At 73.5% G+C, this 24,693-nt stretch carries 21 protein-coding genes, 1 tRNA gene and 1 riboswitch; of the genes, 9 read left to right on the top strand and 13 right to left on the bottom strand.

Going from position 1 to position 24,693, the window contains the following annotated elements; all coding sequences use genetic code 11:
• From GXB85_RS10665 to GXB85_RS10635, 7 genes are all read right to left on the bottom strand, one after another.
• Positions 1-529, bottom strand: a 529-nt coding sequence (locus GXB85_RS10665) for a Rho termination factor N-terminal domain-containing protein (RefSeq protein WP_370524165.1), incomplete at its 3' end; no start/stop codon positions are given.
• A gap of 267 nt (positions 530-796) precedes the next feature.
• Complete coding sequence (thrB, locus tag GXB85_RS10660) at positions 797-1,726, bottom strand: homoserine kinase (RefSeq protein WP_161917629.1); 930 nt, start codon at positions 1,724-1,726, stop codon at positions 797-799.
• Between the two features lie 10 nt (positions 1,727-1,736).
• A complete protein-coding gene (gene thrC / locus GXB85_RS10655; protein ID WP_161917628.1) occupies positions 1,737-2,807 on the bottom strand; it encodes a threonine synthase in 1,071 nt (356 codons plus the stop codon).
• Positions 2,808-4,169 (bottom strand): homoserine dehydrogenase, encoded by a 1,362-nt coding sequence (locus tag GXB85_RS10650; RefSeq protein WP_161917627.1) that lies wholly within the window; start codon positions 4,167-4,169, stop codon positions 2,808-2,810.
• Between the two features lie 111 nt (positions 4,170-4,280).
• Positions 4,281-5,672 (bottom strand): diaminopimelate decarboxylase, encoded by a 1,392-nt coding sequence (gene lysA / locus GXB85_RS10645; RefSeq protein WP_370524164.1) that lies wholly within the window; start codon positions 5,670-5,672, stop codon positions 4,281-4,283.
• Complete coding sequence (gene argS, locus GXB85_RS10640; RefSeq protein WP_161917626.1) at positions 5,669-7,348, bottom strand: arginine--tRNA ligase; 1,680 nt, start codon at positions 7,346-7,348, stop codon at positions 5,669-5,671. Before argS ends, lysA begins: the two co-directional genes overlap by 4 nt.
• A gap of 9 nt (positions 7,349-7,357) precedes the next feature.
• Positions 7,358-8,641 carry an MFS transporter gene (locus GXB85_RS10635; protein WP_161917625.1) on the bottom strand — a complete coding sequence of 428 codons (1,284 nt, stop codon included), beginning with the start codon at positions 8,639-8,641 and terminating at the stop codon, positions 7,358-7,360.
• A gap of 150 nt (positions 8,642-8,791) precedes the next feature.
• On the opposite strand from GXB85_RS10635, the gene GXB85_RS10630 reads away from it, so the two are divergent.
• Positions 8,792-9,490 carry a FadR/GntR family transcriptional regulator gene (locus GXB85_RS10630; protein WP_161917624.1) on the top strand — a complete coding sequence of 233 codons (699 nt, stop codon included), beginning with the start codon at positions 8,792-8,794 and terminating at the stop codon, positions 9,488-9,490.
• Between the two features lie 60 nt (positions 9,491-9,550).
• Positions 9,551-9,626 (top strand) — tRNA-Arg (locus GXB85_RS10625).
• Between the two features lie 57 nt (positions 9,627-9,683).
• On the opposite strand, the gene GXB85_RS10620 is transcribed toward GXB85_RS10625, so the two are convergent.
• Positions 9,684-11,438 carry a BCCT family transporter gene (locus tag GXB85_RS10620; RefSeq protein WP_370524163.1) on the bottom strand — a complete coding sequence of 585 codons (1,755 nt, stop codon included), beginning with the start codon at positions 11,436-11,438 and terminating at the stop codon, positions 9,684-9,686.
• 158 nt (positions 11,439-11,596) lie between these two features.
• Complete coding sequence (locus GXB85_RS10615; protein ID WP_161917623.1) at positions 11,597-11,830, bottom strand: BldC family transcriptional regulator; 234 nt, start codon at positions 11,828-11,830, stop codon at positions 11,597-11,599.
• Positions 11,831-11,845: 15 nt separating this feature from the next.
• Positions 11,846-11,922: riboswitch (cyclic di-GMP riboswitch) on the bottom strand.
• Between the two features lie 275 nt (positions 11,923-12,197).
• On the opposite strand from GXB85_RS10615, the gene GXB85_RS10610 reads away from it, so the two are divergent.
• Entirely contained in the window at positions 12,198-12,647 is a 450-nt protein-coding gene (locus GXB85_RS10610) for an SRPBCC family protein (RefSeq protein ID WP_161917622.1), read from the top strand.
• Positions 12,648-12,687: 40 nt separating this feature from the next.
• Complete coding sequence (locus tag GXB85_RS10605; RefSeq protein WP_161917621.1) at positions 12,688-13,938, top strand: MalY/PatB family protein; 1,251 nt, start codon at positions 12,688-12,690, stop codon at positions 13,936-13,938.
• A 13-nt stretch (positions 13,939-13,951) separates the two neighbouring features.
• Here GXB85_RS10605 and GXB85_RS10600 read toward each other — a convergent pair whose 3' ends face one another.
• The gene (locus GXB85_RS10600) at positions 13,952-14,431 is read right to left on the bottom strand and encodes an Hsp20/alpha crystallin family protein (protein WP_161917620.1); all 480 of its coding nucleotides are present in this window, start codon (positions 14,429-14,431) and stop codon (positions 13,952-13,954) included.
• Between the two features lie 247 nt (positions 14,432-14,678).
• On the opposite strand from GXB85_RS10600, the gene adhE reads away from it, so the two are divergent.
• From adhE to GXB85_RS10585, 3 genes are all read left to right on the top strand, one after another.
• On the top strand, positions 14,679-17,417 hold the full coding sequence (gene adhE, locus GXB85_RS10595; protein ID WP_370524162.1) for a bifunctional acetaldehyde-CoA/alcohol dehydrogenase: 2,739 nt from the start codon (positions 14,679-14,681) through the stop codon (positions 17,415-17,417).
• A 234-nt stretch (positions 17,418-17,651) separates the two neighbouring features.
• The gene (locus GXB85_RS10590; RefSeq protein WP_161917619.1) at positions 17,652-18,092 is read left to right on the top strand and encodes a hypothetical protein; all 441 of its coding nucleotides are present in this window, start codon (positions 17,652-17,654) and stop codon (positions 18,090-18,092) included.
• 55 nt (positions 18,093-18,147) lie between these two features.
• The gene (locus GXB85_RS10585; protein ID WP_370524161.1) at positions 18,148-19,110 is read left to right on the top strand and encodes an aldose 1-epimerase family protein; all 963 of its coding nucleotides are present in this window, start codon (positions 18,148-18,150) and stop codon (positions 19,108-19,110) included.
• Between the two features lie 126 nt (positions 19,111-19,236).
• On the opposite strand, the gene GXB85_RS10580 is transcribed toward GXB85_RS10585, so the two are convergent.
• The 3 genes from GXB85_RS10580 to GXB85_RS10570 form a co-directional block, all read right to left on the bottom strand.
• Positions 19,237-19,917 (bottom strand): M15 family metallopeptidase, encoded by a 681-nt coding sequence (locus tag GXB85_RS10580; protein ID WP_161917618.1) that lies wholly within the window; start codon positions 19,915-19,917, stop codon positions 19,237-19,239.
• 353 nt (positions 19,918-20,270) lie between these two features.
• Positions 20,271-21,353 carry a hemolysin family protein gene (locus tag GXB85_RS10575; RefSeq protein ID WP_161917617.1) on the bottom strand — a complete coding sequence of 361 codons (1,083 nt, stop codon included), beginning with the start codon at positions 21,351-21,353 and terminating at the stop codon, positions 20,271-20,273.
• Positions 21,350-22,663 carry a hemolysin family protein gene (locus GXB85_RS10570; RefSeq protein WP_370524160.1) on the bottom strand — a complete coding sequence of 438 codons (1,314 nt, stop codon included), beginning with the start codon at positions 22,661-22,663 and terminating at the stop codon, positions 21,350-21,352. Before GXB85_RS10570 ends, GXB85_RS10575 begins: the two co-directional genes overlap by 4 nt.
• A 194-nt stretch (positions 22,664-22,857) precedes the next feature.
• Here GXB85_RS10570 and GXB85_RS10565 point away from each other — a divergent pair, with 194 nt between their 5' ends.
• Both GXB85_RS10565 and GXB85_RS10560 read left to right on the top strand, forming a co-directional pair.
• On the top strand, positions 22,858-23,598 hold the full coding sequence (locus GXB85_RS10565) for a response regulator transcription factor (RefSeq protein WP_161917616.1): 741 nt from the start codon (positions 22,858-22,860) through the stop codon (positions 23,596-23,598).
• On the top strand, positions 23,598-24,668 hold the full coding sequence (locus GXB85_RS10560) for an ATP-binding protein (RefSeq protein ID WP_161917615.1): 1,071 nt from the start codon (positions 23,598-23,600) through the stop codon (positions 24,666-24,668). Before GXB85_RS10565 ends, GXB85_RS10560 begins: the two co-directional genes overlap by 1 nt.
• The last annotated feature ends 25 nt before the right edge of the window (positions 24,669-24,693 follow it).

The following is a 24,693-nucleotide window of genomic DNA, read 5'->3' as shown; positions in this document are numbered from 1 at the left end:
CGGTCACGGCGCGCGCGGCCTCGGCCGCCCGCGCGGCGCGCTCGTCCGCGGTTTCGCCCGCCCGCGCGTCGTCCCGCGCACCGCGCTCCGACGCGGCCTCGCGTCCCTGCGCCTCCCGCGAGGCCCGACCCGCGGTGCGGGTGGAACGGGGCTCGGCGTCGCGCTCGCCGGCACCGCGCTCCTCGCGCTCACCGGCACCGCGCTCCTCGCGGCCCTTGGCACCGCGCGCCTCGCGCTCGGCCGTGGCGGTCTCGAGGGTCGGCTGCTGCGCCGCAGCGTCCGACGTCGGCGCGGCGCCGCCGGACGCACCACGCTTCGCCGCCGCGCGGCCCGTACCGCCGCGGCGCTCGCGGATCGCGCTCACCAGGTCGCTCTTGCGCATCCCGGCGCTGCCGGGCACGCCCAGCTCGGCGGCGAGCGCCTGGAGCTCGGGCAGACGCATGCTCGACAGCGCTGCGGGCCGGCCGCTGCTCCCCGTCGTCGCGGAGTCAGCGGCGCCGCTCACGGCAGCCTCGATGGTGTCTGACACGAAGGATCCTTCCCCCTCGTCGGCGGCCACGGGAGAAACGTGCCGCTGGGTTCGACGTCCAGGCCGTGCCCGGATCGCTGTGCGCTCCACTCAGGCCGGACGCTCGGTCGACCTTCAGGTGGCTGGGTTCCCGCCGGCCGACGAGCTCCGCGTCGCGAGGACGTGCTGTGCACGCGCGCGGTCTGCACGCTCGGGGGTGCCGGGGGGATGCGCCCAGGCTACCACCGTGCGGTCACCGGCCCGTGCGGCCCCGCAGGGCGCACGGCGTCACACGCGTTCGGCCACCGCACCCGTCGCCGAGACGCCGGGGGTCAGGGTGCGCCATGCACCGTCACCACCGAGGCCGGCGAGCACCTCGGCCCGCACGCGCGCGCCCGCGTCCCCCGCCGAGGCGCGCTCGAGCACGAGCACCGTGGGCCCGGCACCCGAGACCACGGCAGCCTGCCCCGCCTCGCGCAGCGCGCGCACGAGCTCCCAGGTGTCGGGCATGACATGTGCGCGGTAGTCCTGGTGGAGGCGGTCGGCCGTCGCGTCGAGCAGGAGCTCGGGGCGGTGGCACAGCGCCTGGACGAGCAGGGCCGCGCGCCCCGCGGTGAAGGCGGCGTCGACGTGCGGCACCTGTGCGGGCAGCACACCCCGTGCGGTGCGCGTCGCGCACCGGACCGTGGGCACGAGGAGCACCGGTACGACGTCGTCGTGCACCGGGAGCACCGTCGCCCGCGGGCCGCCGAGGGTGGTCCACGCGATCGTGGCACCTCCGAGCAGCGCGGGCGCGGCGTTGTCGGGGTGCCCCTCCATCTCCGTGGCGAGGGCGAGCACCGCCGCGTCGTCGAGCGCCTCGGGCTCGGTCACGAGCATGCGCGCCGCGAGCACTCCCGCCACCACGGCGGCCGCCGACGAGCCCATGCCCCGGCCGTGCGGGATCGCGTTGGCGCAGCGCAGGTGCACGCCCACCTGCGGCGCGCCCACGCGGTCGAGGGCGGTGCGCAGGGCGCGGACGACCAGGTGGTCCTCCCCCACCTCGACCTCTCCGGCGCCCTCACCGGTCACCTCGACGGTGACCTCTGTGCTGCCGAGGGCGCGCACCTCGATCTCGTCGTGGTGCGCGAGGGCGAGCCCCAGCGCGTCGAAGCCCGGTCCGAGGTTCGCGCTCGTGGCGGGGACGCGCACGCGCACGTGGTCGCTGCCCAGTCGCACGGCGGGCCCGTCAGACGAGCTCGAGCGCGTGGGCGATCGACATGGCGTCCGGGGTCACACGCTCGGGCACCACCTCGCTGCCGTCGGCCCGACGCAGGGCCCACTGCGGGTCCTTGAGGCCGTGGCCCGTGACCGTGACCGTGATCCGCACCCCCGCGGGGACGCGCCCGGCATCGGCGAGCATGAGCAGCCCCGCGACCCCTGCCGCCGATGCGGGCTCGACGAACACCCCGACCTGGGCCGAGAGGAAGCGGTGCGCCTCGAGGATCTGCTCGTCGGTCACGGCCTCGATGAGGCCGCCCGACTCGTCACGCGCCGCGACGGCCTGCTCCCACGAGGCGGGATTGCCGATGCGGATCGCGGTGGCGACGGTCTCGGGCTCCGTCACGGGATGGCCGAGCACGATGGGCGCGGCCCCCGCGGCCTGGAACCCCCACATGGCCGGGCGTCGGGTCGCGGGCCCCTCGGCGGCGTACTCGGTGAAGCCCCGCCAGTAGCCCGTGATGTTGCCCGCGTTCCCGACGGGGAGCACGTGCACGTCGGGCGCGTCGCCGAGGGCGTCGACGATCTCGAAGGCCGCCGTCTTCTGGCCCTCGATCCGGTCGGGGTTGACCGAGTTGACCAGCTCGACCGGGTAGCTGTCGGCGAGCTTGCGGGCCGCGACCAGGCACTCGTCGAAGTTGCCGTCCACCTGCAGCAGGCGCGCGCCGTGCGCGACGGCCTGGCTCAGCTTTCCCATCGCGATCTTGCCGTCGGGCACGAGCACGGCGCAGGTCATGCCGGCAGCCGTCGCGTACGCCGCGGCGGACGCGGAGGTGTTGCCGGTCGACGCGCACACGACGGCGGTCGCACCGCGGGCCGCGGCGGCCGAGACCGCCGTCGTCATGCCACGGTCCTTGAAGGAGCCCGTGGGGTTCATGCCCTCGACCTTGAGCAGCACCTCGGCGCCCACACGGTCGGAGAGGGCGCGCGCGGCGACGAGCGGCGTCCCGCCCTCGCCGAGGGTCACGACCTGCTGCTGCAGGTGTGCGGGCAGACGGTCGGCGTACTCGGCGATCACGCCGCGCCACTGGTGGGCCACCTAGACTCCTTCGACTCTGAGCACCGAGAGCACGTGGGTCACCACGGGCAGCTCGCCGACGTCGCGCACGGTCGCGGCGAGCGCCGCGTCCGTCGCCGCATGGGTCACCACGAGCAGCTCGGCCTGCTCCGCGTCGGCCGTACCCGCCCCCACCGCCCCGGCACGGGCCTGCCGCACCGTCTCGATCGACACGTCGTGGCCCGCGAACACCTGCGCGACCTGCGCGAGCACGCCCGAGCGGTCGGCGACGCGCAGGTGCACCTGGTACCGGGTGACCGCGTCCGCGATCGGGTGCACGGGCAGCTCGGCGTAGCTCGACTCGACCGGTCCCTTGCCGCCGAGCACGCGGTGGCGCGCCGCCGTCACGAGGTCGCCGAGCACGGCGCTCGCCGTCGGCGCACCGCCGGCCCCGCGGCCGTAGAACATGAGCTCCCCGGCCGCCTCCGCCTCGACGAACACCGCGTTGAACGCACCGCGCACGCTCGCGAGGGGGTGCGTCAGGGGCACGAGCGCGGGGTGCACGCGCACCACCACGCCGTCGTCCGGGCCGGAGCGCTCCGCGATGGCGAGGAGCTTGAGGACGTGCCCCGTCTCGTTCGCCCACGCGACGTCCTCGGCGGTGAGGCCCGTGATGCCCTCGCAGTGCACGTCGTCGATGCCCACGCGGGTGTGGAACGCGAGCGAGGCCAGGATCGCGGCCTTCGCGGCCGCGTCGTGGCCCTCGACGTCGGCGGTGGGGTCCGCCTCGGCGTAGCCGAGCTCCTGGGCATGCTTCACGGCCTCGTCGAGGTCGAGACCGGTCGAGGCCATCTGGTCGAGCACGTAGTTCGTGGTGCCGTTGACGATGCCGAGGACGCGCGTCACCCGGTCACCCGCGAGCGACTCGCGCACGGGCCGCACGATCGGGATCGCGCCCGCGACGGCGGCCTCGAAGTAGAGGTCCACCCCGGCGGCGTCGGCCGCGCGGTACAGGGTGGGACCGTCGGTACCGAGCAGCGCCTTGTTGGCCGTCACGACGGAGGCCCCTGAGGCGATGGCGCGCAGCAGCAGCCCACGTGCGGGCTCGATCCCGCCCATGAGCTCGACCACGACGTCGGCCTCCTCGACCAGGGTCGCGGCGTCCGTCGTCAGCAGGTCGCGGTCGACGACCGGGTCCCGCTCGGCCTCGAGCGAGCGCACGGCCACGCCGACGAGCTCGAGCCGTGCGCCCGTGCGCGCCGCGAGGTCCTCGGCCTGCGTGCGCAGCAGGCGCACGACCTCGGTCCCCACGACGCCGCAGCCCAGCACGGCCACCCGCACCGGCCGGTCGGCGCCGGGCGCAGGAGCGCCCCGCCGGTCGCCGTCGTCCGCGGTGCTCGTCACCGGTTCCCACCTCTCGCTCGACGTCGCCGCGGTCCTCGTGGCCCCGGGGCGGCCCCAGGATAGGCGCGCGGCGCTCCCCCGGGGTGCGGGCGTCTCGCCACGCGGCACCGCTCAGCCCAGGTCGAGGGCCAGCAGGTCGTCCTCGGTCTCGCGGCGCACCAGCACGCGGGCCGTCCCGCCCCGGACCGCGACCACGGGCGGGCGCGGCACCTGGTTGTAGTTCGACGCCATCGACCGCCCGTACGCGCCGGTCGCCGCGACGCCGAGCACGTCCCCGCGCCGCACGTCCGCCGGCAGCATGACGTCGCGCACCACCACGTCGCCGCTCTCGCAGTGCTTGCCGACGACGCGCGCGAGGGTCATGACGTCGCCCGTGGGGCGCGACAGCACGCGGGCGGTGTAGTCCGCCCCGTACAGGGCCGGACGGAGGTTGTCGCTCATCCCGCCGTCGACCGACACGTAGGTCCGCACGAGGCCCTCGTCCACCGCGACCGGCTTGAGGGTGCCGACCGAGTAGAGCGTGAGGCCCGCCGGACCGACGATCGCGCGCCCCGGCTCGATCGAGATGCGCGGCACCGCCGTGCCGAGCTCGGCACAGGCCGTGGCGACCGCAGCCGCGAGGCCCTCGGCCGCGACGGCCGGGTCGAGCGCGGACTCGCCCGGCAGGTAGGCGATGCCGAAGCCGCCGCCCAGGTCGACCTCGGGGACGAGCACGCCCGTGCGCTGCGCGAGCTCGGCCCGCAGACCGAGCACCGAGCGCGCCGCGACCGCGAAGCCGTCGGGCTCGAGGATCTGGCTGCCGATGTGCGAGTGCACGCCCAGCAGCTCGAGGCCGGGCGTCGCGACCACGGCCTCGAGCGCCTCGAGCGCCTGACCCCCGGCCACCGACAGCCCGAACTTCTGGTCCTCGTGCGCGGTCGAGATGTACTCGTGGCCCCCCGCGTGCACGCCGGTGGTGACGCGGACCATCACGGGCGCCGGGACGCCGTCGCCGCGACGCTCGACCGCACGCGCGACGCGCGCGACCTCCTCGAGCGAGTCGACCACGATGCGACCCACGCGCGCGGCGAGGGCGCGGTCCAGCTCGTCGTCCGACTTGTTGTTCCCGTGCAGGCCGATCTCCGGGCCAGGCACCTGCGCACGCAGCGCGACGGCGAGCTCGCCACCCGTGGCCGTGTCGATCCGCAGCCCCTCCTCGCGGGCCCACCGCGCGACGGCCACGCTCAGGAACGCCTTGCCGGCGTAGTACACGTCGACGCCGGTGCCGATCCTCGCGAACGCGTCGCTGAAGGCCGAGCGGAACGCGCGCGCCCGCGCCCGGAAGTCCTCCTCGTCGAGCACGTACACGGGCGTGCCGTGCTCGGCGACGAGGTCGCGCACGTCGACACCCCCCACGACCGTCGCGCCGTCACGCGTGAGGCCGGCCGTCACGGGCCAGGGCGAGCCCAACGGCTCGACGACGACGGCGTCCCGCGCGGCCCCTCCCCCGAGTGCGGCCGTCACATGCGCTCCGGGGCGCTCACGCCCAGCAGGCCGAGCCCGTTCGCGAGGACCTGTCGCGTCGCGTCGTTGAGCCACAGCCGCGTCCGGTGCACGTCCGTGACCTGCTCGTCGCCGAACGGCGTGACCCGGCGCTGGTCGTACCACTTGTGGTACGCGCCGGCGAGCTCCTCGAGGTACCGGGCCACGCGGTGCGGCTCACGGAGCTCCGCAGCCTGGGTCACGACGCGGCCGAGCTCGCCGATCTGCGCGAGCAGCGCCGACTCGGTGGGGTGGTCGAGCAGCGACGGGTCGAAGCCGTCCTCGCGGCGCACGCCCAGGTCCGCCGCGTTGCGCGCGACGTTCACGGTGCGGGCGTGGGCGTACTGGACGTAGAAGACGGGGTTCTCGTTGGTCGCGGTCGCGAGCAGGTCGAGGTCGAGGTCGATCATCGAGTCGACCGACGAGCGCGCGAGCGAGTAGCGCGCGGCGTCCACACCCACCGCGTCCACGAGGTCGTCGATCGTCACGACGGTGCCCGCGCGCTTGGACATGCGCACCGGCTGCCCGTCCTTGACGAGGTTCACGAGCTGGCCGATGAGGATCTCGAGGTTGGTCCAGGGCGTGTCCCCGAACGCCGCGCACATGGCCATCATGCGACCGATGTACCCGTGGTGGTCCGCGCCCAGCATGATGATCGCGCGGTCGAACCCGCGCTCGCGCTTGTCGAGGTAGTAGGCGAGGTCGCCGGCGATGTACGCGGCGTTCCCATCCGACTTGATGATCACGCGGTCCTTGTCGTCCCCGAAGTCCGTGGTGCGCAGCCAGGTGGCACCCGCGTCCTCGAAGATGTGGCCCATCTCGCGCAGCCGCGCCACGGCCCGCTCGACCGCCCCCGACTCGTGCAGCGAGTCCTCGTGGAAGTAGACGTCGAAGTCGACGCGGAAGTCGTGCAGCTTCGCCTTGATCTCGGTGAACATCAGGTCGACGCCGACGGCCCGGAACACCTCCTGCGCCTCGTCGTCGGGCAGGGTCGTCGGGTCGGGCTGCCCCTCGGCCGTGCGATGCGCGATCACCTGGGCCGCGATGTCGGCGATGTACTGGCCGCCGTACCCGTCCTCGGGCGCCTCCTGGCCGCGGGCCCGAGCGAGCAAGGACCGCGCGAACCGGTCGATCTGCGCGCCGTGGTCGTTGAAGTAGTACTCGCGCGTCACCTGCGCGCCGGTCGCCTCGAGCAGGCGGGCGAGCGAGTCGCCGACGGCGGCCCAGCGCACGCCGCCGATGTGGATGGGCCCCGTCGGGTTGGCCGAGACGAACTCGAGGTTGATGCGCTCACCCGCGAGCGCGTCGGTGCGGCCGTACGCCTCACCGGCCTCGACGACCACGCGCGCGAGGGCACCCGCGGCCGCGGTGTCCACCGTGATGTTGAGGAAGCCGGGTCCGGCGACCTCGACCGCCGCGACGCCCTCGACCTCGCGCAGCCGCGCGGCGAGCGCCTCGGCGACCTCGCGCGGCGCCTTGCCCGCCTTCTTCGCGACCTGCATCGCGACGTTCGTGGCCCAGTCCCCGTGCTCGCGCGAGCGAGGGCGCTCGACGGTCACGGACGCGGGCACGGCATCGGCGGGGAGGGGGACGACGCCGTCGGCGACGGCGGCCGTCAGGACGGCGTGCAGGGCCTCGGACAGCTCAGCGGGAGTCACCGGCCAAGCCTACCGAGCGGGCGACGCCGGTCTGTCGTCGTGCCCACGCGCGGCCCAGGTGTCCTCGAGGAGCACCGGACGGCACGCGACGCGGGCGGCCGCGAGCAGCACGAGCATGCTCGCGAGCAGCGCCACCAGCACGACGTCGTAGCCGCCCCCACGGCCCACGACCAGGCCGACGAGCACGGGCCCCGCACCCGCGAGGCCGTAGCCGAACCCCTGCACGAACCCCGACAGCGACGAGGCACCGGCCGAGGTGCGCGTGCGCAGGTTGAGCAGCGTGAGCAGCACCGGGAACGTCCCCGAGCCGATCCCCGTGAGCACCATCCACCAGGCGATGCCCGCCGTCGGCGCCACCAGCAGACCCACGTACCCCGCGGCGAACATCGCCACGAAGGCGAGCACGAGCCACCACGGGTCCCGCAGCCGCACCGTCAGCGGCGGCGCCACCAGCGCGGGCACCAGGCCCATGACCGCGAAGAGCGCGAGCCAGCGACCGGCGGCCGCGGGCTCCATGCCCTCGGCCACCAGCAGGTCCGGCAGCCAGGCGAAGATGATGTAGACGTTCGTCGTGTTGACCGAGAAGGTCAGTGCGAGGCCCCACGCGAGCGGGCTGCGCCGCACCCGCCCGCCGCCACGGTGCCGCCCGGCGAGCCGGGGCGTCGTCGCCGGGCCGCGTCGCAGGAGCCCCTCGAGCTGGGCACGCGCCTGGGCCGACCTCACCACGACGACGAGCCAGGGCGCGACCGCGAGCGCGCCGAGCAGTGCCCACGCCGCGAGCGAGACGCGCCACCCGTGCTGGGCCGCGAGCGGCACCGCGATCAGCGGCGGCACGGACGCGCTGACCGCCATCGCGACCGAGTAGACGGCGGTCACCGCACCGATGCGGTCCGGGAAGTAGCGCTTGACAAGCGGCGGCAGGAGCACGTTGCCCATGCCCATGCCCGCGAGCGCGATCACCGACCAGCCGAGGAACGCCGTCGGGGTGCCGACGGTCGAGCGCACGACCTCACCGACCGTCGAGAGCACCATCGCGGCGATCAGCGCGGGCTCGAGGCCGACGCGGCGGGCGACGAGCGGGGCGAGCGCCCCGAACAGCGCGAACGAGGCGACGGGGACGGCCCCGAGCACCCCGGTGAGCGTGTCGGTGAGCGCGACGTCCTCGCGGACGTCGGCGAGGATCGGGGACACGGCGCCCACGGCGATGCGCAGGTTGAGCGCCACCAGGACGATCCCGGCGAGCACGACGCGTCGGCCGCGCCAGGGGCCGGGTCGCGCGGAGTCGTGGCTCATCCCCACCATTCTCCCCCGGGCGGCGGCGGGCGCGGTCCCGCCGCCACGGCACCGCACCGCCGCCGGATCAGGGTGATTCCGGGCCCTATGGCTCGTGCGCGAGCGCCGACGTGGTGTTGACTGCCTCTCACGCCTCACACCGGAGATGGGATGACCCGCCGCACGAACCTGATCGACCTCGCCGTCGGCCGCCTGCGCCAGCAGATCACCTCGGGCGCGTGGCCGGTCGGGACGCGCATCCCCGCCGAGCCCGAGCTGACCGAGCTCATCGGCGTGGGCCGCAACACCGTGCGCGAGGCCGTGCAGTCCCTGGTGCACGCGGGGATGCTCGAGCGGCGGCAGGGTTCGGGCACGTACGTGCTGTCCGACTCCGAGCTGGGCAACGCGATGGGCCGGCAGATCGCCGGCGCCCACCAGCGCGACGTCCTCGAGGTGCGTCGCAGCCTCGAGGTCGAGACCGCGCGGCTGGCCGCCGTGCGCCGGACCGACGCGCACGTGACCGAGCTCCGCGCGCTCCAGACCACACGCGCCGCGGCGTTCGCGGGAGGCCAGCTCGACGAGATGGTCGCGGCAGACCTCGCGCTGCACCGGACGATCGCGTCCGCGGCCCAGAACCCGGTGCTGCTCGCGCTCTACGAGAACCTCCTCGACGCGATCACCGAGAACATCCGGTTCAACTTCGAGCACCCCGCGCACGACGACGACGCCCACCACAGCCTGGTCGAGGCCATCGCCGCCGCCGACCCGCTCGCGGCGATGCGCGAGATCGAGGCCTACCTGTCGGACCTCATCGGCGACGAGACCGCGCAGGACGGCGTGGTCCAGGCGATGACGGGCGACGAGGGCTGAGGCGACCGTTGGTCGCGTCGGCCGTCCGCCCGAACCGCTGGTAGTGTTCTGCAGCGCCCCGCCCGCGTAGCTCAGGGGATAGAGCGTCTGCCTCCGGAGCAGAAGGCCGCAGGTTCGATTCCTGCCGCGGGCACCATACGAAGCCCCGGCCCACCGACGGTGGCCGGGGCTTCGCCGTCGGTTCCGGAGGCCGTCAGGACCTCGGGTCGGTCGGCGCCTGCGTCCGCGGTGCCGACTCGGTCTTGCGCAGCAGCGCTCCCTCGCCGCCCGGGGGTTGGGCCGCGACCGGGGCGTCGTCGGGCGCGGCCACGGAGTCCGGCTCCTCGCCCGCGCGCTCGGCGGCCTCGGCCTTGCGGCGCTCGGCCTCCTCGGGCGGGAGCACGCGCTTCCAGCGCTTGGTGCGCAGCGGCGGGACCTCGCCCGCGTCCTCCTTCAGTGCGCGCAGCAGGCTGTAGATCATCAGGTAGCCCATCACGAAGAACGGCAGCCCGACGACGATGATCACCTGCTGCAGCGCCTCGAGGCCGCCGGCCCCCGTCGCACCGAGGAGGGTCCCCGCGACCAGCGCGACGCAGACCGCCCAGAAGACTCGCTGGCGCGTCGGCGCCGCGCCCTCGTGGCCGTTCGAGATGGTGTCCATGACGAGGGCCGCCGAGTCGACCGACGTCGTGAAGAAGACGATCACCAGACCGATCGCCACCACGGACATCACGGTGGTGAGCGGGAAGCTGTCCAGGAAGATGAACAGCGCGCCCGGGATGTCGCCGTCGTCGACCACCGGGCCCGTGAGCGTGCCGGGGGCGTTGCGCTCGATGTCGAACGACGCCCAGCCGAACACCCCGAACCAGATGATGCTGAAGGTCACGGGCACCGCGAGCACGCCGAGGATGAACTGGCGGATCGACCGTCCGCGCGAGATGCGCGCGATGAAGATGCCCACGAACGGGGACCACGAGATGGTCCAGGCCCAGTAGAAGACGGTCCACGAGCTCTGCCACCCGCTGTCGAGGGCTGCGTCGGTCCAGAACGACAGCTGCGGGAGCATCGACAGGTACGTGCCCGTGCTCTGGATGGTGCCCTTGAGCAGCAGGAGGGTCGGGCCGGTGACGACGATGAAGCACAGCAGCCCGACAGCCACGACGATGTTGAAGTTCGACAGGCGCTTGATCCCGCGGTCGAGGCCCACGGCGACGGACACGACGGCGATGGCCGTGACCGCCACGATGATCGCGATCTGGATGAACCGGCTCTCGTCGATGCCGAAGATCGACGCCAGGCCGCTGTTGATCTGGAGGGTGCCGAGGCCGACCGAGACCGCGACGCCGAACATCGTGCCGACGACGGCCGTGATGTCGATGACCGCACCCACGGGGCCGAAGATCCGGTCGCCGAGCAGCGGGTGGAAGATCGAGCTCACGCGCGGGGGCAGGTTGCGCTTGTACATGAAGTAGGCGAAGGCGAGCGCGGGCAGCGTGAAGATCGTCCAGGTGTGCAGCCCGAAGTGGTAGAGCGTGAAGGCCATCGCCTCGCGGAAGGCGTCGGCCGTGCCCGGCTCGACGTCCTGCATCGGCGGGTTCGCGAGGTGGTTGATCGGCTCGGCGACGCCCCAGAACATCAGGATGGTGCCGATGCCCGCGGCGAACAGCATCCCGAACCAGGTGGGGCCCGAGTGCTCGGGCTTCTCGCCGTCGGGGCCGAGGCGCACCCGGCCGAACCTGCTCGTGGCCATGTAGGCCAGGAAGATGAGGAAGATGGTCACGCCGAGGACGTAGAACCAGCCCAGGTTGTCCAGCAACCAGGTGGTCACCACGGCGAAGAAGGAGTCCACCGGACCGGTGAAGGCGATCGTCCCGACCACGAACACGAGCGTGACGAGCGCCGCCCCGAAGAAGATGACGGGGCCCGTCCGCAGGCCGAGGGCGTCATGGACGCGGTTCAGGATGCGCACGGGTCCTCCCGAGTGTGCGGATGTCGCCACACATCCCCCCACAGGTGGTCACGCACCGCAATCGGAACGGGCACGAGGAAGCCCCGTCGGCGTCGCCGACGGGGCTTCCTCGTGCTCGGGCTCGGGGCGCTCCCGCCCCAGGCACGCGTGACGGCGGGTCAGTCCTCCGCGTCGCGCGGCTGCGGGACCCCGCCGAGGAGGCTGCGGACCTCGGCCTCGCTGTACCGGCGGTGCCCGCCGAGCGTGCGGATCGCGGACAGCTTGCCGGCCTTCGCCCAGCGCGTGACCGTCTTGGGGTCGACGCGGAACATGGTGGCGACCTCCGACGGCGTGAGCAGCGCGCCCGGCGCGTCGGTGCGTCCGTTGGACTGGGTGGAGGTCTGAGGCGACATCGTGCGCTCCTGTCGTTCGGTGAGCCCGGCCGACCCCTGGGGTCCCGGTGGCTTTGCGTCCCCACCTCGCGGTGGGTTTGCCCTTTTCGCTGACGTGGACAGGTTGACACAATCCGGACATCGGCGCAAAGGCAGGACAAGCCGAACCGCACGAAATCACCCGTTCGCACCAGTACCTCGTGCTCAGCACCCCGTGGACCGGTGGTATCCGGTTTCCCCGGACGGCGCCGTGCGAACCGTCCGCGGGCCGCCCCGTCACGTCGCGAGACGCTCGACGCGCGCACCCGGCGCCACCGACCTACCGTGGCGAGGAGCCCGCGGCTCCGCGACCAGCGGACCGCGTCGCAGACCCCACGAGGAGGTAGGCATGCCCACCATCGAGCAGTCGATCGACGTCGACGTCCCGCTCAGCACGGCGTACGACCAGTGGACGCAGTTCGAGACGTTCCCCCAGTTCATGGGCGGGGTCGAGCAGATCACCCAGCTCTCGGACACGCTCACGCACTGGAAGACCTCGATCGCCGGGGTCGAGCGCGAGTTCGACGCCGAGATCGTCGAGCAGCACCCCGACGAGCGGGTCGCGTGGCGCAGCACCGACGGCAAGACCCATGCCGGCGTCGTGACGTTCCACCGGCTCAGCGACACCACCACCCGCGTCATGGTCCAGATCGACTGGGAGACCGAGTCGCTCGTCGAGAAGGTCGGCGCGGCGGTAGGCGTCGACGACGCGCAGGTGAAGAAGGACCTGGCGAAGTTCAAGGAGTTCATCGAGTCGCGGGGCGTCGAGACCGGCGCCTGGCGCGGCGACGTCAGCTGACCCACCCCCGGGCCTGCGGGGCGGTCGGTAGCGTGCACCCATGGTGACGCGACCGACCGCCCCGTCGTCGTCCACGGGCCCGGCCGGCCCGGCGCGCGAGCCCGGCCCGTACGGGACGGCCGACCCGTTCGGCACGGCCGACGCCGACGAGCTGCGCGCACGCGGCAGCCTCAAGTGGACCGGCGCCGACGGCGACGTCGCCGCCTGGGTCGCGGAGGCCGACGTGCGCCCGCCCGAGGTGGTCGCACGGGCGCTGCACGAGGCCGTCGACCGTCCGATGCTCGGCTACCTCCCGCCCGCGGTGCGGACCGAGATGGCGCGTGCCTGCGCCACGTGGCACCGCGACCGCTACGGCTGGGACGTCGCGCCCGAGCAGGTGCGGCCCGTGGGTGACGTGCTGAACGCCCTGCGCATCGCGATCGAGCTCACCTCACGGCCGGGCTCGCCGGTGATCCTGCCGACGCCGGCGTACATGCCCTTCCGGGACGCGCCACGTGCGTGGGGCCGCGAGGTGCTCGAGGTCCCGATGGTCCGCGACGGTGGGCGGTTCGTGCTCGACCTCGACGCGCTCGACGAGGCGTTCGCCGCGGGCGGTCACCTGCTGGTGCTCGTGAACCCACACAACCCGACGGGCCGCGTGATGTCGCACGCCGAGCTCGAGGCCGTGGCGCAGGTGGTGGACCGGCACGGCGGCCGCGTCTTCGCCGACGAGATCCATGCGCCCCTGGTGCTCCCTGGTGCGCGGCACGTGCCCTACGCCTCGCTGTCCCCCACGACCGCCGCGCACACGCTCACCGCGACGTCGGCCTCGAAGGCATGGAACCTCGCGGGTCTCAAGTGCGCGCAGGTGGTGCTCACAGCCCCGCACGACGTGCGCCGCTGGCACGCGCGCGACCACCTGCTGGTCGAGGGTGCGTCCACCCTCGGTGCGATCGCCGCGACGGCCGCCTACGACCACGCACGCGACTGGCTCGACGCCCTTCTCGCGCAGCTCGACGCGCACCGGCACGCGCTCGCCACAGAGCTCGCCGGCTCCGCCGTGGGCTACGTCCCGCCCGAGGGGACCTACCTGGCGTGGCTCGACCTGTCGCGCCACCCTCTCGTCGCCCGCGGGCACGACGAGGCCGGTGGCCTCGCGCGCAGGTTGCGCGAGGCCACCGGCCTCGTGACCGTCGACGGCGCGGCGTGCGGCGCGCCGTGGGCGGGGTGGGTGCGCCTCAACCTCGCGATGCCGCGCCACCTCGTGGTCGAGGCCGGGCGGCGTCTCGCCGCCCGGCCCGACCAGGGATGACGCCGGTCCGGGCTCAGCCCGACGTCGACGACGGCGCGGGCTGCTCGCCCGAACCGATCGCGGTGGGCACCCCTGCGGTGCCCGAGGCGTGCTGCACCTCGATCCGGCGCGGCTTGGCCTCTTCCGCGACCGGGATGGTGAGGGTCAGGACGCCGTCGGCGTAGCCCGCCTCGATGCGGTCGAGCGCGAGCCCGCGCCCGAGGGTGAGCTGACGCACGTAGGTGCCGGTCGAGCGCTCGCGCGCGAGCCACTGGACGTCCGCGTCCTCGCGCGGGGTGCGCTGCGCGCGGATCGTCAGGGTGCGGTCCTCGACGTCGACGTCGACGCTGCCGGGGTCCGCCCCGGGCAGGTCGACGTGCAGCACGTAGTGGTCGCCCGCACGGTAGAGGTCCATCGGCATGCCCGGCTGGGCCGCCGCCGCCTCGCGCATGGGCGTCAGGAGCTGGTCCATCCAGCGGGCGGTGTCCACGAAGGGGTCGAAACGAGTAGCCACGCTCCTCACCTCCTCGAGCGGGTGCACCGGACCGTCCGGCGCACCGGGCGCTGACCCGGAGGTCTGCGGGCCCCCGGGCGGCTACAGCTCCAGTATTAGCACTCTCATGGGGCGAGTGCCAGACCTCTCGACGAGGATCCATCTCGGGACCTTGGACACACGATCGGCGCAGCGCGGGCACCTAGCGTCGGAGACGGGTCAAAGGGGATCCTCCACCACTCACCAGCCAGATGATCGGGAGCATCCCGTGAGCGCACGCAGCAGGACGAGCACACCCACCACGACCGCGGTCGACGTACCGGCGCCGGAGGCCCCGGCACGCAACGCCGAGATCGACGACCTCGTCGCCAACGCGCAGAAGGCGCTGGCGGCGTACGCGACCTACACCCAGGCCGACGTCGACCAGATCGTCCGCAAGGCGTCGGTAGCGGCCCTCAACCAGCACGGCGAGCTCGCCAAGCTCGCGGTCGCGGAGACGCGCCGCGGGGTGTTCGAGGACAAGGCCGTCAAGAACATCTTCGCGTGCGAGCACGTGACGCACTCGATGCGCGACCTCAAGACCGTCGGCGTGATCGGGCGCGACGAGCTGCACGGCATCGTCGAGATCGCCGAGCCCGTGGGCGTCGTCGCGGGCATCACGCCCGTCACCAACCCCACCTCGACCGCGATCTTCAAGGCGCTCATCGCGCTCAAGACGCGCAACCCGATCGTCTTCGCGTTCCACCCCTCGGCCCAGGAGTCGTCGGTCGCCGCGGCACGCATCGTGCGTGACGCCGCCGTCGCCGCGGGTGCCCCCGAGCACTGCGTCCAGTGGGTCACCCAGCCCTCGATCAGCGCCACCAACGAGCTGATGAACCACCCGGGCGTCGCGCTCATCCTCGCCACGGGCGGGAACGCGATGGTCAAGGCCGCCTACTCGTGCGGCAAGCCGGCCCTCGGCGTCGGTGCGGGCAACGTGCCCGCGTACATCGAGGGCACCGCCAAGCTCAAGCGCGCCGTCAACGACGTCGTGCTGTCGAAGGCCTTCGACAACGGCATGGTCTGCGCGTCCGAGCAGGCCGTCATCCTCGACGCCGCCATCTACGACGCGGCCATGGTCGAGTTCGACGCGCTCCACGCGTACCGCGTCTCGCCCGAGGAGAAGGCCAAGCTCGAGCGCTTCATCTTCGGCGTCGAGGCTCAGAGCGCGAACTGCGGCGGCGCCAAGCTCAACGCGTCCGTCGTCGGCCAGAGCCCGCAGTGGATCGCCGAGCAGGCCGGCTTCTCGGTGCCCGAGGAGACCTCGATCATCCTGGCCGAGGTGGACCACGTGGGCCCGGGTGAGCCCCTCACGCGCGAGAAGCTGTGCCCCGTGCTCGCCGTCCTGCGCGCCGAGACCCGCGAGCAGGGCATCCAGCTCGCCGAGCAGATGGTCGAGTTCGACGGCCTCGGCCACAGCGCCGCCATCCACACCGAGGACGCCGCGCTCGCCGAGGAGTTCGGCGGCCGCGTCAAGGCGATCCGCGTGATCTGGAACTCCCCCGCCTCGCTGGGCGGCATCGGCAACATCTACAACGCCTTCATCCCCTCCCTCACCCTGGGCTGCGGCAGCTACGGGGCGAACTCGGTCTCGAACAACGTCTCGGCGGTCAACCTGGTGAACATCAAGCGGATCGGCCGGCGCAACAACAACCTCCAGTGGTTCAAGGTGCCGGGCAAGACCTACTTCGAGCCCAACGCGATCCGCTACCTCGAGGACATGCCCGACGTGCACCGCGTCACCATCGTGACCGACGCGACGATGACCAAGCTGGGCTTCGTCGACAAGGTGCTCGACGTGCTCGGCCGCCGGCCCGAGAAGATCGCGCTGCAGATCATCGACAACATCGAGCCCGAGCCGTCCATCGCGTCGGTCGACAAGGGCGCCGAGCTCATGCGCGAGTTCAACCCCGACACGATCATCGCGCTCGGCGGCGGCTCGCCCATGGACGCGGCCAAGGTCATGTGGCTGCGCTACGAGCACCCCGAGGTGGTGTTCGCGGACATGCGCGAGAAGTTCTTCGACGTCCGCAAGCGCGCGTTCAAGTTCCCGACGCTGGGTGACAAGGCCAAGCTCGTGTGCATCCCGACGACGTCGGGCACGGGTGCCGAGGTCACGCCGTTCGCGGTGATCACGGACGAGAAGACGGGCGTCAAGTACCCGCTCGCGGACTACGCCCTGACGCCGACCGTCGCGATCATCGACCCGGCGCTCACGGGCAAGATGCCCGCGTCGCTCGCCGCCGACTCGGGCTTCGACGCCCTCACGCACGCGACCGAGGCCTACGTGTCGGTCTACGCCAACGACTTCACCGACGGCATGGCGCTGCACGCCATCCGGCTGATCTTCGAGAACCTCGAGGCCTCGGTGAAGGGTGGCGAGACCGCCGTCGCCGCCCGCGAGAAGATGCACAACGCGGGCACGATCGCGGGCATGGCGTTCGGCAACGCGTTCCTCGGGATCGTGCACGCGATGGCGCACACCATCGGCTCGACGTTCCACCTGGTACACGGCCGGACCAACGCGACGCTGCTGCCGCACGTCATCCGCTACAACGGCACGGTCCCGACCAAGCTCACGAGCTGGCCCAAGTACGAGCACTACGTGGCCCCCGAGCGCTTCCAGGAGATCGCCAAGACGCTCGGGCTCCCGGCCTCGACCCCCGCCGAGGGAGTCGAGTCCTACGCCCGGGCGATCGAGCAGCTGCGCGACGCCGTCGGCATCCCGGCCTCGTTCGCCGCGCAGGGTGTCGCCGAGCACGCCTTCATCGGCAAGCTCGACGACCTCGCGATGCGCTCCTACGAGGACCAGTGCGCGCCGGCCAACCCGCGCATGCCGATGCTCGACGACATGAAGGACCTCATGACCGCGGCGTACTACGGGACGTCGCTGCAGGACGTGCGCTCACGGCGCACGGCGGCAGGCGAGGCGGAGCAGTCCGCCCAGGAGGCTGTGGACGCCCCCTGACCGCTCGGTGGGCCCGCCCGGTCGCGCGGGCGGGCCCACCCCCGGCCCGGTGCCCCTCGGGGCGCCGGGCCGCTGTCGTCCCTGGTATCGGACCACTCTCGCTGATGCAGCGGCCGAGCCGCGGGGCACGCGGCTCGGCGAGGCTCGAGGAGGATCCGCCAGCGCGGGACGGCGCCGTCGGCGGGGCAGGGCAGACTGGGGACGAGACCCGGTCCCCGACCTCGAGGAGCCCTCATGACCCGCACCCGACTCGTCCCTGTGGTCTTCGCGGCCGTGCTCGTGCTCACGGCGTGCGACGCCGAGAGCCGCGAGGACCTGGCCGGTCTGCGCGAGCAGGTCGAGCAGGGCGTGGACGACGCCCGCGCGGCGGCCGACGATCTCGAGCAGGCGGTCCAGGACGCAGGCATCGACGCCGAGACCCGTCGCCAGGCGGAGGAGGCCCTCGCGGGTGCGGGCGAGGCCGTCGACCAGGCCCGTACAGCCCTCGAGGACGCCCAGGCCGAGGCCGGACCGCGCGCCGACCAGGCCGTCGAGGACGCCCGCAACGCGCTCGCCGATGCGGAGGCCGAGCTCGCACGCGTGGCCGAGAGCACGGACGGCGCCGTCCGCACCGCGCTCGACGCGATGGCCGACGAGCTGCGCTCGCTCGCCGACCAGCTGGAGGGCACCGCCTGACCGGAGAGCCGGACGTCCTGGTCCCCTGCGCCGGCGGCTGGGCTAGCGTGGGGACGTGACCAGTACCGACGCCTCAGCGGCCACCCCTCAGCTCGTCAGCACGTCCGCCGCTCCCCTGTCGGGGCAGCAGGTCGAGATCCGACACGGCGCGCACCACGCCGTCGTGACGGACGTCGGTGCCAAGCTGCGCGCCTACGAGGTCGACGGTCGCGACGTCGTGACCCCGTTCGGCGCCGACGAGGTGGCCCCGGCCGGGCACGGCGCCGTGCTCGCGCCCTGGCCCAACCGGCTGCGCGACGGCCGCTACACCTGGGACGGCGTCGAGCTGCAGGTCGACGTCAGCGAGCCCGAGCGCGGGACGGCGCTGCACGGCCTGGCCATGTGGCTCCGGTGGCAGGTCGAGGACAGGACGGCGTCGTCCGTGCGGCTGGCCGTACGGCTCGCGCCGAGCCCCGGTTACCCGTTCGACGTGCTGCTGCGCGTCACGTACAGCCTCTCCGACCAGGGCCTCGAGGTCGTCACGACCGCGCGCAACCTGGGCCGCAGCACCGCGCCCTACGGCGTGGGCTTCCACCCGTGGCTCTCTCCGGGCCCGGGCTCGCTCGACGACTGCACGTTCAGCCTCGACGCGGCCACGCGGGTGACGGTCGACGAGCGCCTCCTCCCCACGGGGACCGAGCCCGTGCGCGGCCAGTACGACCTCCGCGAGCCGCGCACCGCGCGCGGCCTCGACCTCGACGACGCGTTCGTCGACGTGCTGCGGGACGCCGACGGCCTGTCGTGGGCACGCCTGACGGGCGCGGACGGCCGCACCGCGGCGATCTGGATGGACGGGTCGATGGACACCTGGCAGGTGTGCACGGGCGACCACATCAGCGCGGTCGACTACCGGCGCACGGGCGTGGCGGCCGAGCCGATGAGCTGCATCGCCGACGCGTTCCGTACGGGCGACCGGCTCGTGCACCTGGCCCCGGGTGCCGAGCACACCGTGCGGTGGGGCGCGACGTTGCTGGCCTGAGGTCCACCCTGGGCCCGGGCCGTCGCCCGAGGGGCGGACCGTGGGGGCGGCCCGTCAGCCGGCTGGTTCCGCGAGCGGCCGCCGGGCGGACAAGGGTCGGGAACGGCCGGACGCGCAGGCAGCCGCTCAGCGCGAGTAGTCGGTGCCCATCGCCATGGTCCCGGGCTCGTACTCCCAGTGCCACTCCTCGCGCGGGCCCGATCCGCCGGGGCGCGCCCAGTCCGGGTTGTCCCAGCCGTACGCCGGGCCGTTCGAGTACAGCCAGTCCATGACGGCCGAGCTGCGGGTCTCGTTCGAGCAGAGGTCGATCGCGAGGCCCCAGCCGTGGTTGCTGCTGCCGGGACGGGCCGCGAGGCCCGGCTTGCGTGCGGCGACCGAGTACTGCGCGGACAGCGAGCGGTAGGAGTCCGTGATGCAGAGGTTGCGTCCGAAGGCGGCCTCGAAGCTGCGGTTGAGCTCGGCGAGCGCGACGGCGGCGTCGCCGCGCAGGCTCTGCCCCGGCGTCCACAGCTCGCACAGCTGGTCCGCCGGGATGCGGCCGTTCTCGCCACCCGTGACGCCCTCGCCCGAACACCCCGGCAGAGGGTCGCGGTCGAACGAGCGGCTGACCACCTCGACGCGCTGCACCTGCGGGGCCGGGGCCAGCATCGACGTCGGCGCGCTCAGGTCGACCGGGGCGGAGAGCACGTCGAAGGCCGTGGGGCCGAGCGCCACCGCAGCGCTCGTGGGGCCGGACCCCTCGTCGGTCGCGGCGTCCACGACGGGCACCGCGATCGTCGCGGCACCGAGGGCGGCCAGGACGCTCACGCGCGGCACCCATGTCGCGAGGAAGGACGGTGGCCGAGGCTCGTTGCGCGCCGAGCGTCGCATCTCGCGTCGTGAGGTCGCCGACGGACGGCGGGACCTCGACGGCTGAGACTCCACAACACCTCCGCCTGCCGACCCCGAGGGGCCTGCACGCACTCGACGACACCTGGCTGCGCCCGTGCGCGCACGTGCCCGACGCTGAGGCCGGGCACGAGGACGCTCCCGAGATGGGAGCGCACCCTCCTGGTCCGTGTCACGTCCTGCACGGGGGGCGACGACCAGGCGGTTACGAAACAGTAACGGGTCCGCGACCGAGAACCAAGCGGCCCTAGGTCCCCTGTCCGTGGGACACGTCACACACCTGGGGCGGCGGGGCCAGCGTGCCCCAGCTGACCTCGCTGCATCGCGTCGCGCACCTCGCCGACCAGCTCCTCGAGGATGTCCTCGAGGAAGACCACGCCGATCACCCGATCGGCCGAGGAGTCCGTGCTCCCCACGGTCGCGAGGTGCGCCCCCGTGCGCTGCATCGCCGTCAACGCGGCCTCGACCTCGTCCCCCGGGGCCACGCGTGCGAGGGCCCGGACTCGCCAGGACGGCACGGGGAGGTCGCGCTCGGACGGCCCTGCGTACAGGACGTCCTTGAGGTGCAGGTAGCCCACGGGGACGCCGTCGTCGTCGAGCACCGGGAAGCGACTGAACCCCGTGCGTGCGACGAGGCGCTCGAGGTCGTCGGGCGTGCACCCCCGGGGAAGGCCCACGAGGTCGGCGGTCGCGACCATGACGTCGCCAGCCGTGCGGTCGCTGAACTCGAGTGCACCCGTCAGCAGGCCGTGAGCGTCCTCGAGAAGCCCCTCCGCGCGCGAGCGCTCGACGATCGAGTGGACCTCCTCGGCCGTGAAGGTCGACGCCACCTCGTCCTTCGGCTCGACGCCGAAGGCGCGGAGCACGTGGTTGGCGGCCCAGTTGAGCGCCGTGATCAGCGGACTGACACCACGTGCGACCCACACCAGCGGTGGACCGAACCACAGCGCGGCGCGGTCCGGTCCAGACACGGCGAGGTTCTTGGGCACCATCTCCCCGAGCACCACGTGCAGGTACACGACGAGCGCGAGCGCGACGACGAACGCGACCGGGTGGGCGAACCCGGCAGGAAGCCCTGCGGCGACGAGCGGTCCCTCGACCAGGTGCGCGATCGCCGGTTCCGCGACCACGCCGAGGGACGTCGAGCACACCGTGATGCCCAGCTGCGCGCACGCGAGCATGAGCGAGACGTGCTCCATCGCCCACAGCACCGTGCGGGCACGGCGCGACCCCGTCGCGGCGAGCGGCTCGATCGACGAGCGCCGCGCGGAGATGATCGCGAACTCGGCGCCCACGAAGAACGCGTTGAGCCCGAGCAGCACGACCGCCAGCACGAGAGCGGCGCCGCTGGTCACGACCCACCGTCCGTGGTCAGCGCGCGCACGCGGAGCCGGTCCACCCGCCGCCCGTCCATCTGCTCGACCCGCAGCTCGGCACCAGGCACGCGGACGACGTCCCCCGTGACGGGGAGCCGGCCCAGCGTCGCCATCAGGAGCCCGCCGAGGGTCTCGTAGGCGCCGTCGTCCGGCACCACCAGACCGGTCGCCGCCACGAGCTCGTCCGGACGCAGCAGGCCGGGCGCGCTCCAGGAGCCGTCGGCCACACGGTGCACACCCACGCGGCGCGGGTCGTGCTCGTCGGACACCTCCCCCACGAGCTCCTCGACCACGTCCTCGAGCGTGACCACGCCCGCGGTCCCGCCGTACTCGTCGACGACGACCGCCATCTGCATGCCGTGGCCGCGCAGCTCGACCAGCAGCGGTCCCACGCGCACGGTCTCCGGGACGCGCGGCGCCGGGTCCATCAGCGCCGCGGCCGGCACCTCGTCGCGCCGGTCGTAGGGCACCGCGACCGCGCGTCGCACGTGCACGAGCCCGACGACGTCGTCGTGCGACGCGTCGATGACGGGAAACCGCGAGTGCCCGGTCGCCCGGGCGCGGGCGACGACGTCGGCGGCCGTGTCGTCACGCCGGACCACCTCGAGCCGGGTGCGGTCGGTCATCACGTCCACGGCCGTGAGCGTCTCGAGCTCGATCGAGTTCGTCAGGAGCGTCGCGGTGCCGACGTCGAGCGTCCCCGCCTGGGCCGATCGCCGCACGAGGGCGGCGAGCTCCTGCGGGGACCGCCCGCCCGAGAGCTCCTCGCGGGGCTCCACGCCCACACGACGCAGCAGACCGTTCGCGCTGTCGTTGAGCACGCGGATCACGGGGTGCAGCGCCGTGGTGAAGCCACGCTGCACGGGGGCGACCGCGAGCGCGGTGGGCAGCGGCCGGCTCAACGCCAGGTTCTTCGGCACGAGCTCGCCGAAGAGCATCGAGAACCCGTTGACGAGCAGCAGCGAGCCGACGGTCGCGACGGTCGTCGCGACCGCGCCGAGCGCGCCGCCGGCGACCCATCCCTCGAGCAGGCGCGCGATGGCCGGCTGCGTGGTGTAGCCGAGCAGCACGGTCGTCAGCGTGATGCCCACCTGCGCACCCGAGAGCTGGGTGGACAGCCGCGCGAGCGCGAGCCGCAGCGAGCGTGAGCGGCGTCCGGGCCGCTGCGCGACCTGGCGCTCCACGAGGCCCGGGTCGAGCGTGACGAGGGCGAACTCGGCGGCGACGAAGATCGCGGTGCCCGCGGTGAGCAGGACACCGAAGGTGACCAGCAGCCAGTCCGTCAGCACGGCCGGTCCTGGGGCGAGCCGGCGCCACGTCGGCGGCGCCGGCCGGTACTTGAGCTCATCGTCGCCGAGCATATCCGAGCGCGCCGAAGCCGCACCGGCCGTCCCCAGCCCCGTCGCGCACGCCCGTGACGTCTCGGGAGGGCGCACCCGCAGGGGTCCCCCGCGCCGTCGGGAGCCTGTGCCAGGCTGAGGCCATGGCAGCGCAGAAGGCGGGGCCCGCGGGGCCCGGTGCAGGTGCGGGACGTGGCGTGACGGTGCTCGTCGTCGAGGACGAGCCGGCGATCGCGACGGCGATCGCCCGACGCATGGCCGCCGAGGGCTGGCGCGTCGAGGTGGCGGCCGACGGTCTGGCGGGGGTCGAGGCCGCGACCCGGCTCAGCCCCGACGTCGTGGTGCTCGACGTGATGCTCCCGGGCATCGACGGCCTCGAGGTGTGCCGTCGCATCCAGGCCGAGCGCCCCGTCCCGGTGCTCATGCTCACGGCGCGTGACGACGAGACCGACATGCTCGTCGGGCTCGGCGTGGGCGCCGACGACTACATGACAAAGCCCTTCTCGATGCGCGAGCTGCTCGCGCGCACCAAGGCGCTGCTGCGCCGGGTCGAGCGTGCGGCCCAGATGGGCGCGGGGCCCGCGTCGGAGCCTGCGATCACGGCGGGCGACGTCGTGATCGACCGGGACCAGAGGCGTGTCTCGCGCGGCGGCGAGGAGGTCCACCTCACGCCCACCGAGTTCGACCTGCTGGTCACCCTCGCGCTGAGCCCGCGCACCGTGCTCACCCGCGAGAAGCTGCTCGCGGAGGTCTGGGACTGGGTCGACGCGAGCGGCACCCGCACCGTGGACTCGCACGTCAAGGCACTGCGCCGCAAGCTGGGGCCGGACCTCATCCGCACCGTCCACGGTGTCGGGTACGCGTTCGAGCCCACCGCGGGCTGATGAGCACCCCGCGTCACGCGGGCCGCCTGCCGGACGTGCGCCCGCTCGACCGGTTCTCCTCCATCAAGATCAAGCTCGGCATCCTCGTCACGGCGACCGTGACGATCGCGGCCTTCGTCACCTGGATCGGGCTGTACAACGAGCTCGGCCCGAGCCGCACGCTCCCGCTCGCGATCGTCGTGGGCGTCGTGATGGTGCAGGTCCTCGCACGCGGCATGACGTCGCCCCTGCGGGAGATGACGGCCGCGGCCCGCTCCATGGCGAGCGGTGACTACTCGCAGCGGGTGCGCGCGACGAGCCGCGACGAGGTGGGCCAGCTCGCGCAGGCCTTCAACACGATGGCCGAGGACCTCGAGCAGGTCGACACGCTGCGACGCGAGATGGTCGCGAACGTCTCGCACGAGCTGCGTACACCCGTCGCGGCGCTCAGGGCACAGCTCGAGAACATGGTCGACGGCGTGACGGAGCCCGACGAGGCCGCGCTCGAGGCCGCGCTGAGCCAGACCGAACGCCTCGGACGGCTCGTCACCTACCTCCTCGACCTCTCTCGGATCGAGGCCGGGGCCGTGGGCCTCGAGATCCGGGACCTGCCGCTGGGCGGGTTCCTGCACGAGGCCGCGACCGCGGCACAGCCCCTGCTCGCGGAGAAGGGCCTCACGGTGCACGTCGCCACCGAGCCCACCGACCTCACGGTCCCCGCGGACTCCGAGCGCCTGCACCAGGTGGTCACGAACCTGCTGCAGAACGCCGTACGGCACTCCCCGGACGGCGGTGAGGTGCGCCTCGAGGCACGCCGGGCGGGGGCGTCGGTGCTGCTCGACGTCATCGACGAGGGGCCGGGCATCCCGCCCGAGCTGCGGCATCGCGTGTTCGACCGCTTCCAACGCGGGAACGCACCCGCCCAGACCGGGCAGGCGAGCACGGGAGGCACGGGCCTGGGCCTGTCGATCGTCCGGTGGGCGGTCGAGCTGCACGGCGGACGCGTCCACGTGGCCGACACCCCCGAGGGCTGCACGATGCGTGTGACCCTGCCCGCGGGCCGCCCCCGCACCACTACGGTGGACGCGTGACCACGCAGACCACCGCCGCGGACGC

This window comes from Cellulomonas sp. APG4 (genome assembly GCF_009996735.1).
In the GTDB taxonomy this organism is placed as follows: domain Bacteria; phylum Actinomycetota; class Actinomycetes; order Actinomycetales; family Cellulomonadaceae; genus Actinotalea.
Note: the sequence above shows the minus strand (reverse complement) of the source record. Positions and strands in the feature narration are given on the sequence as shown.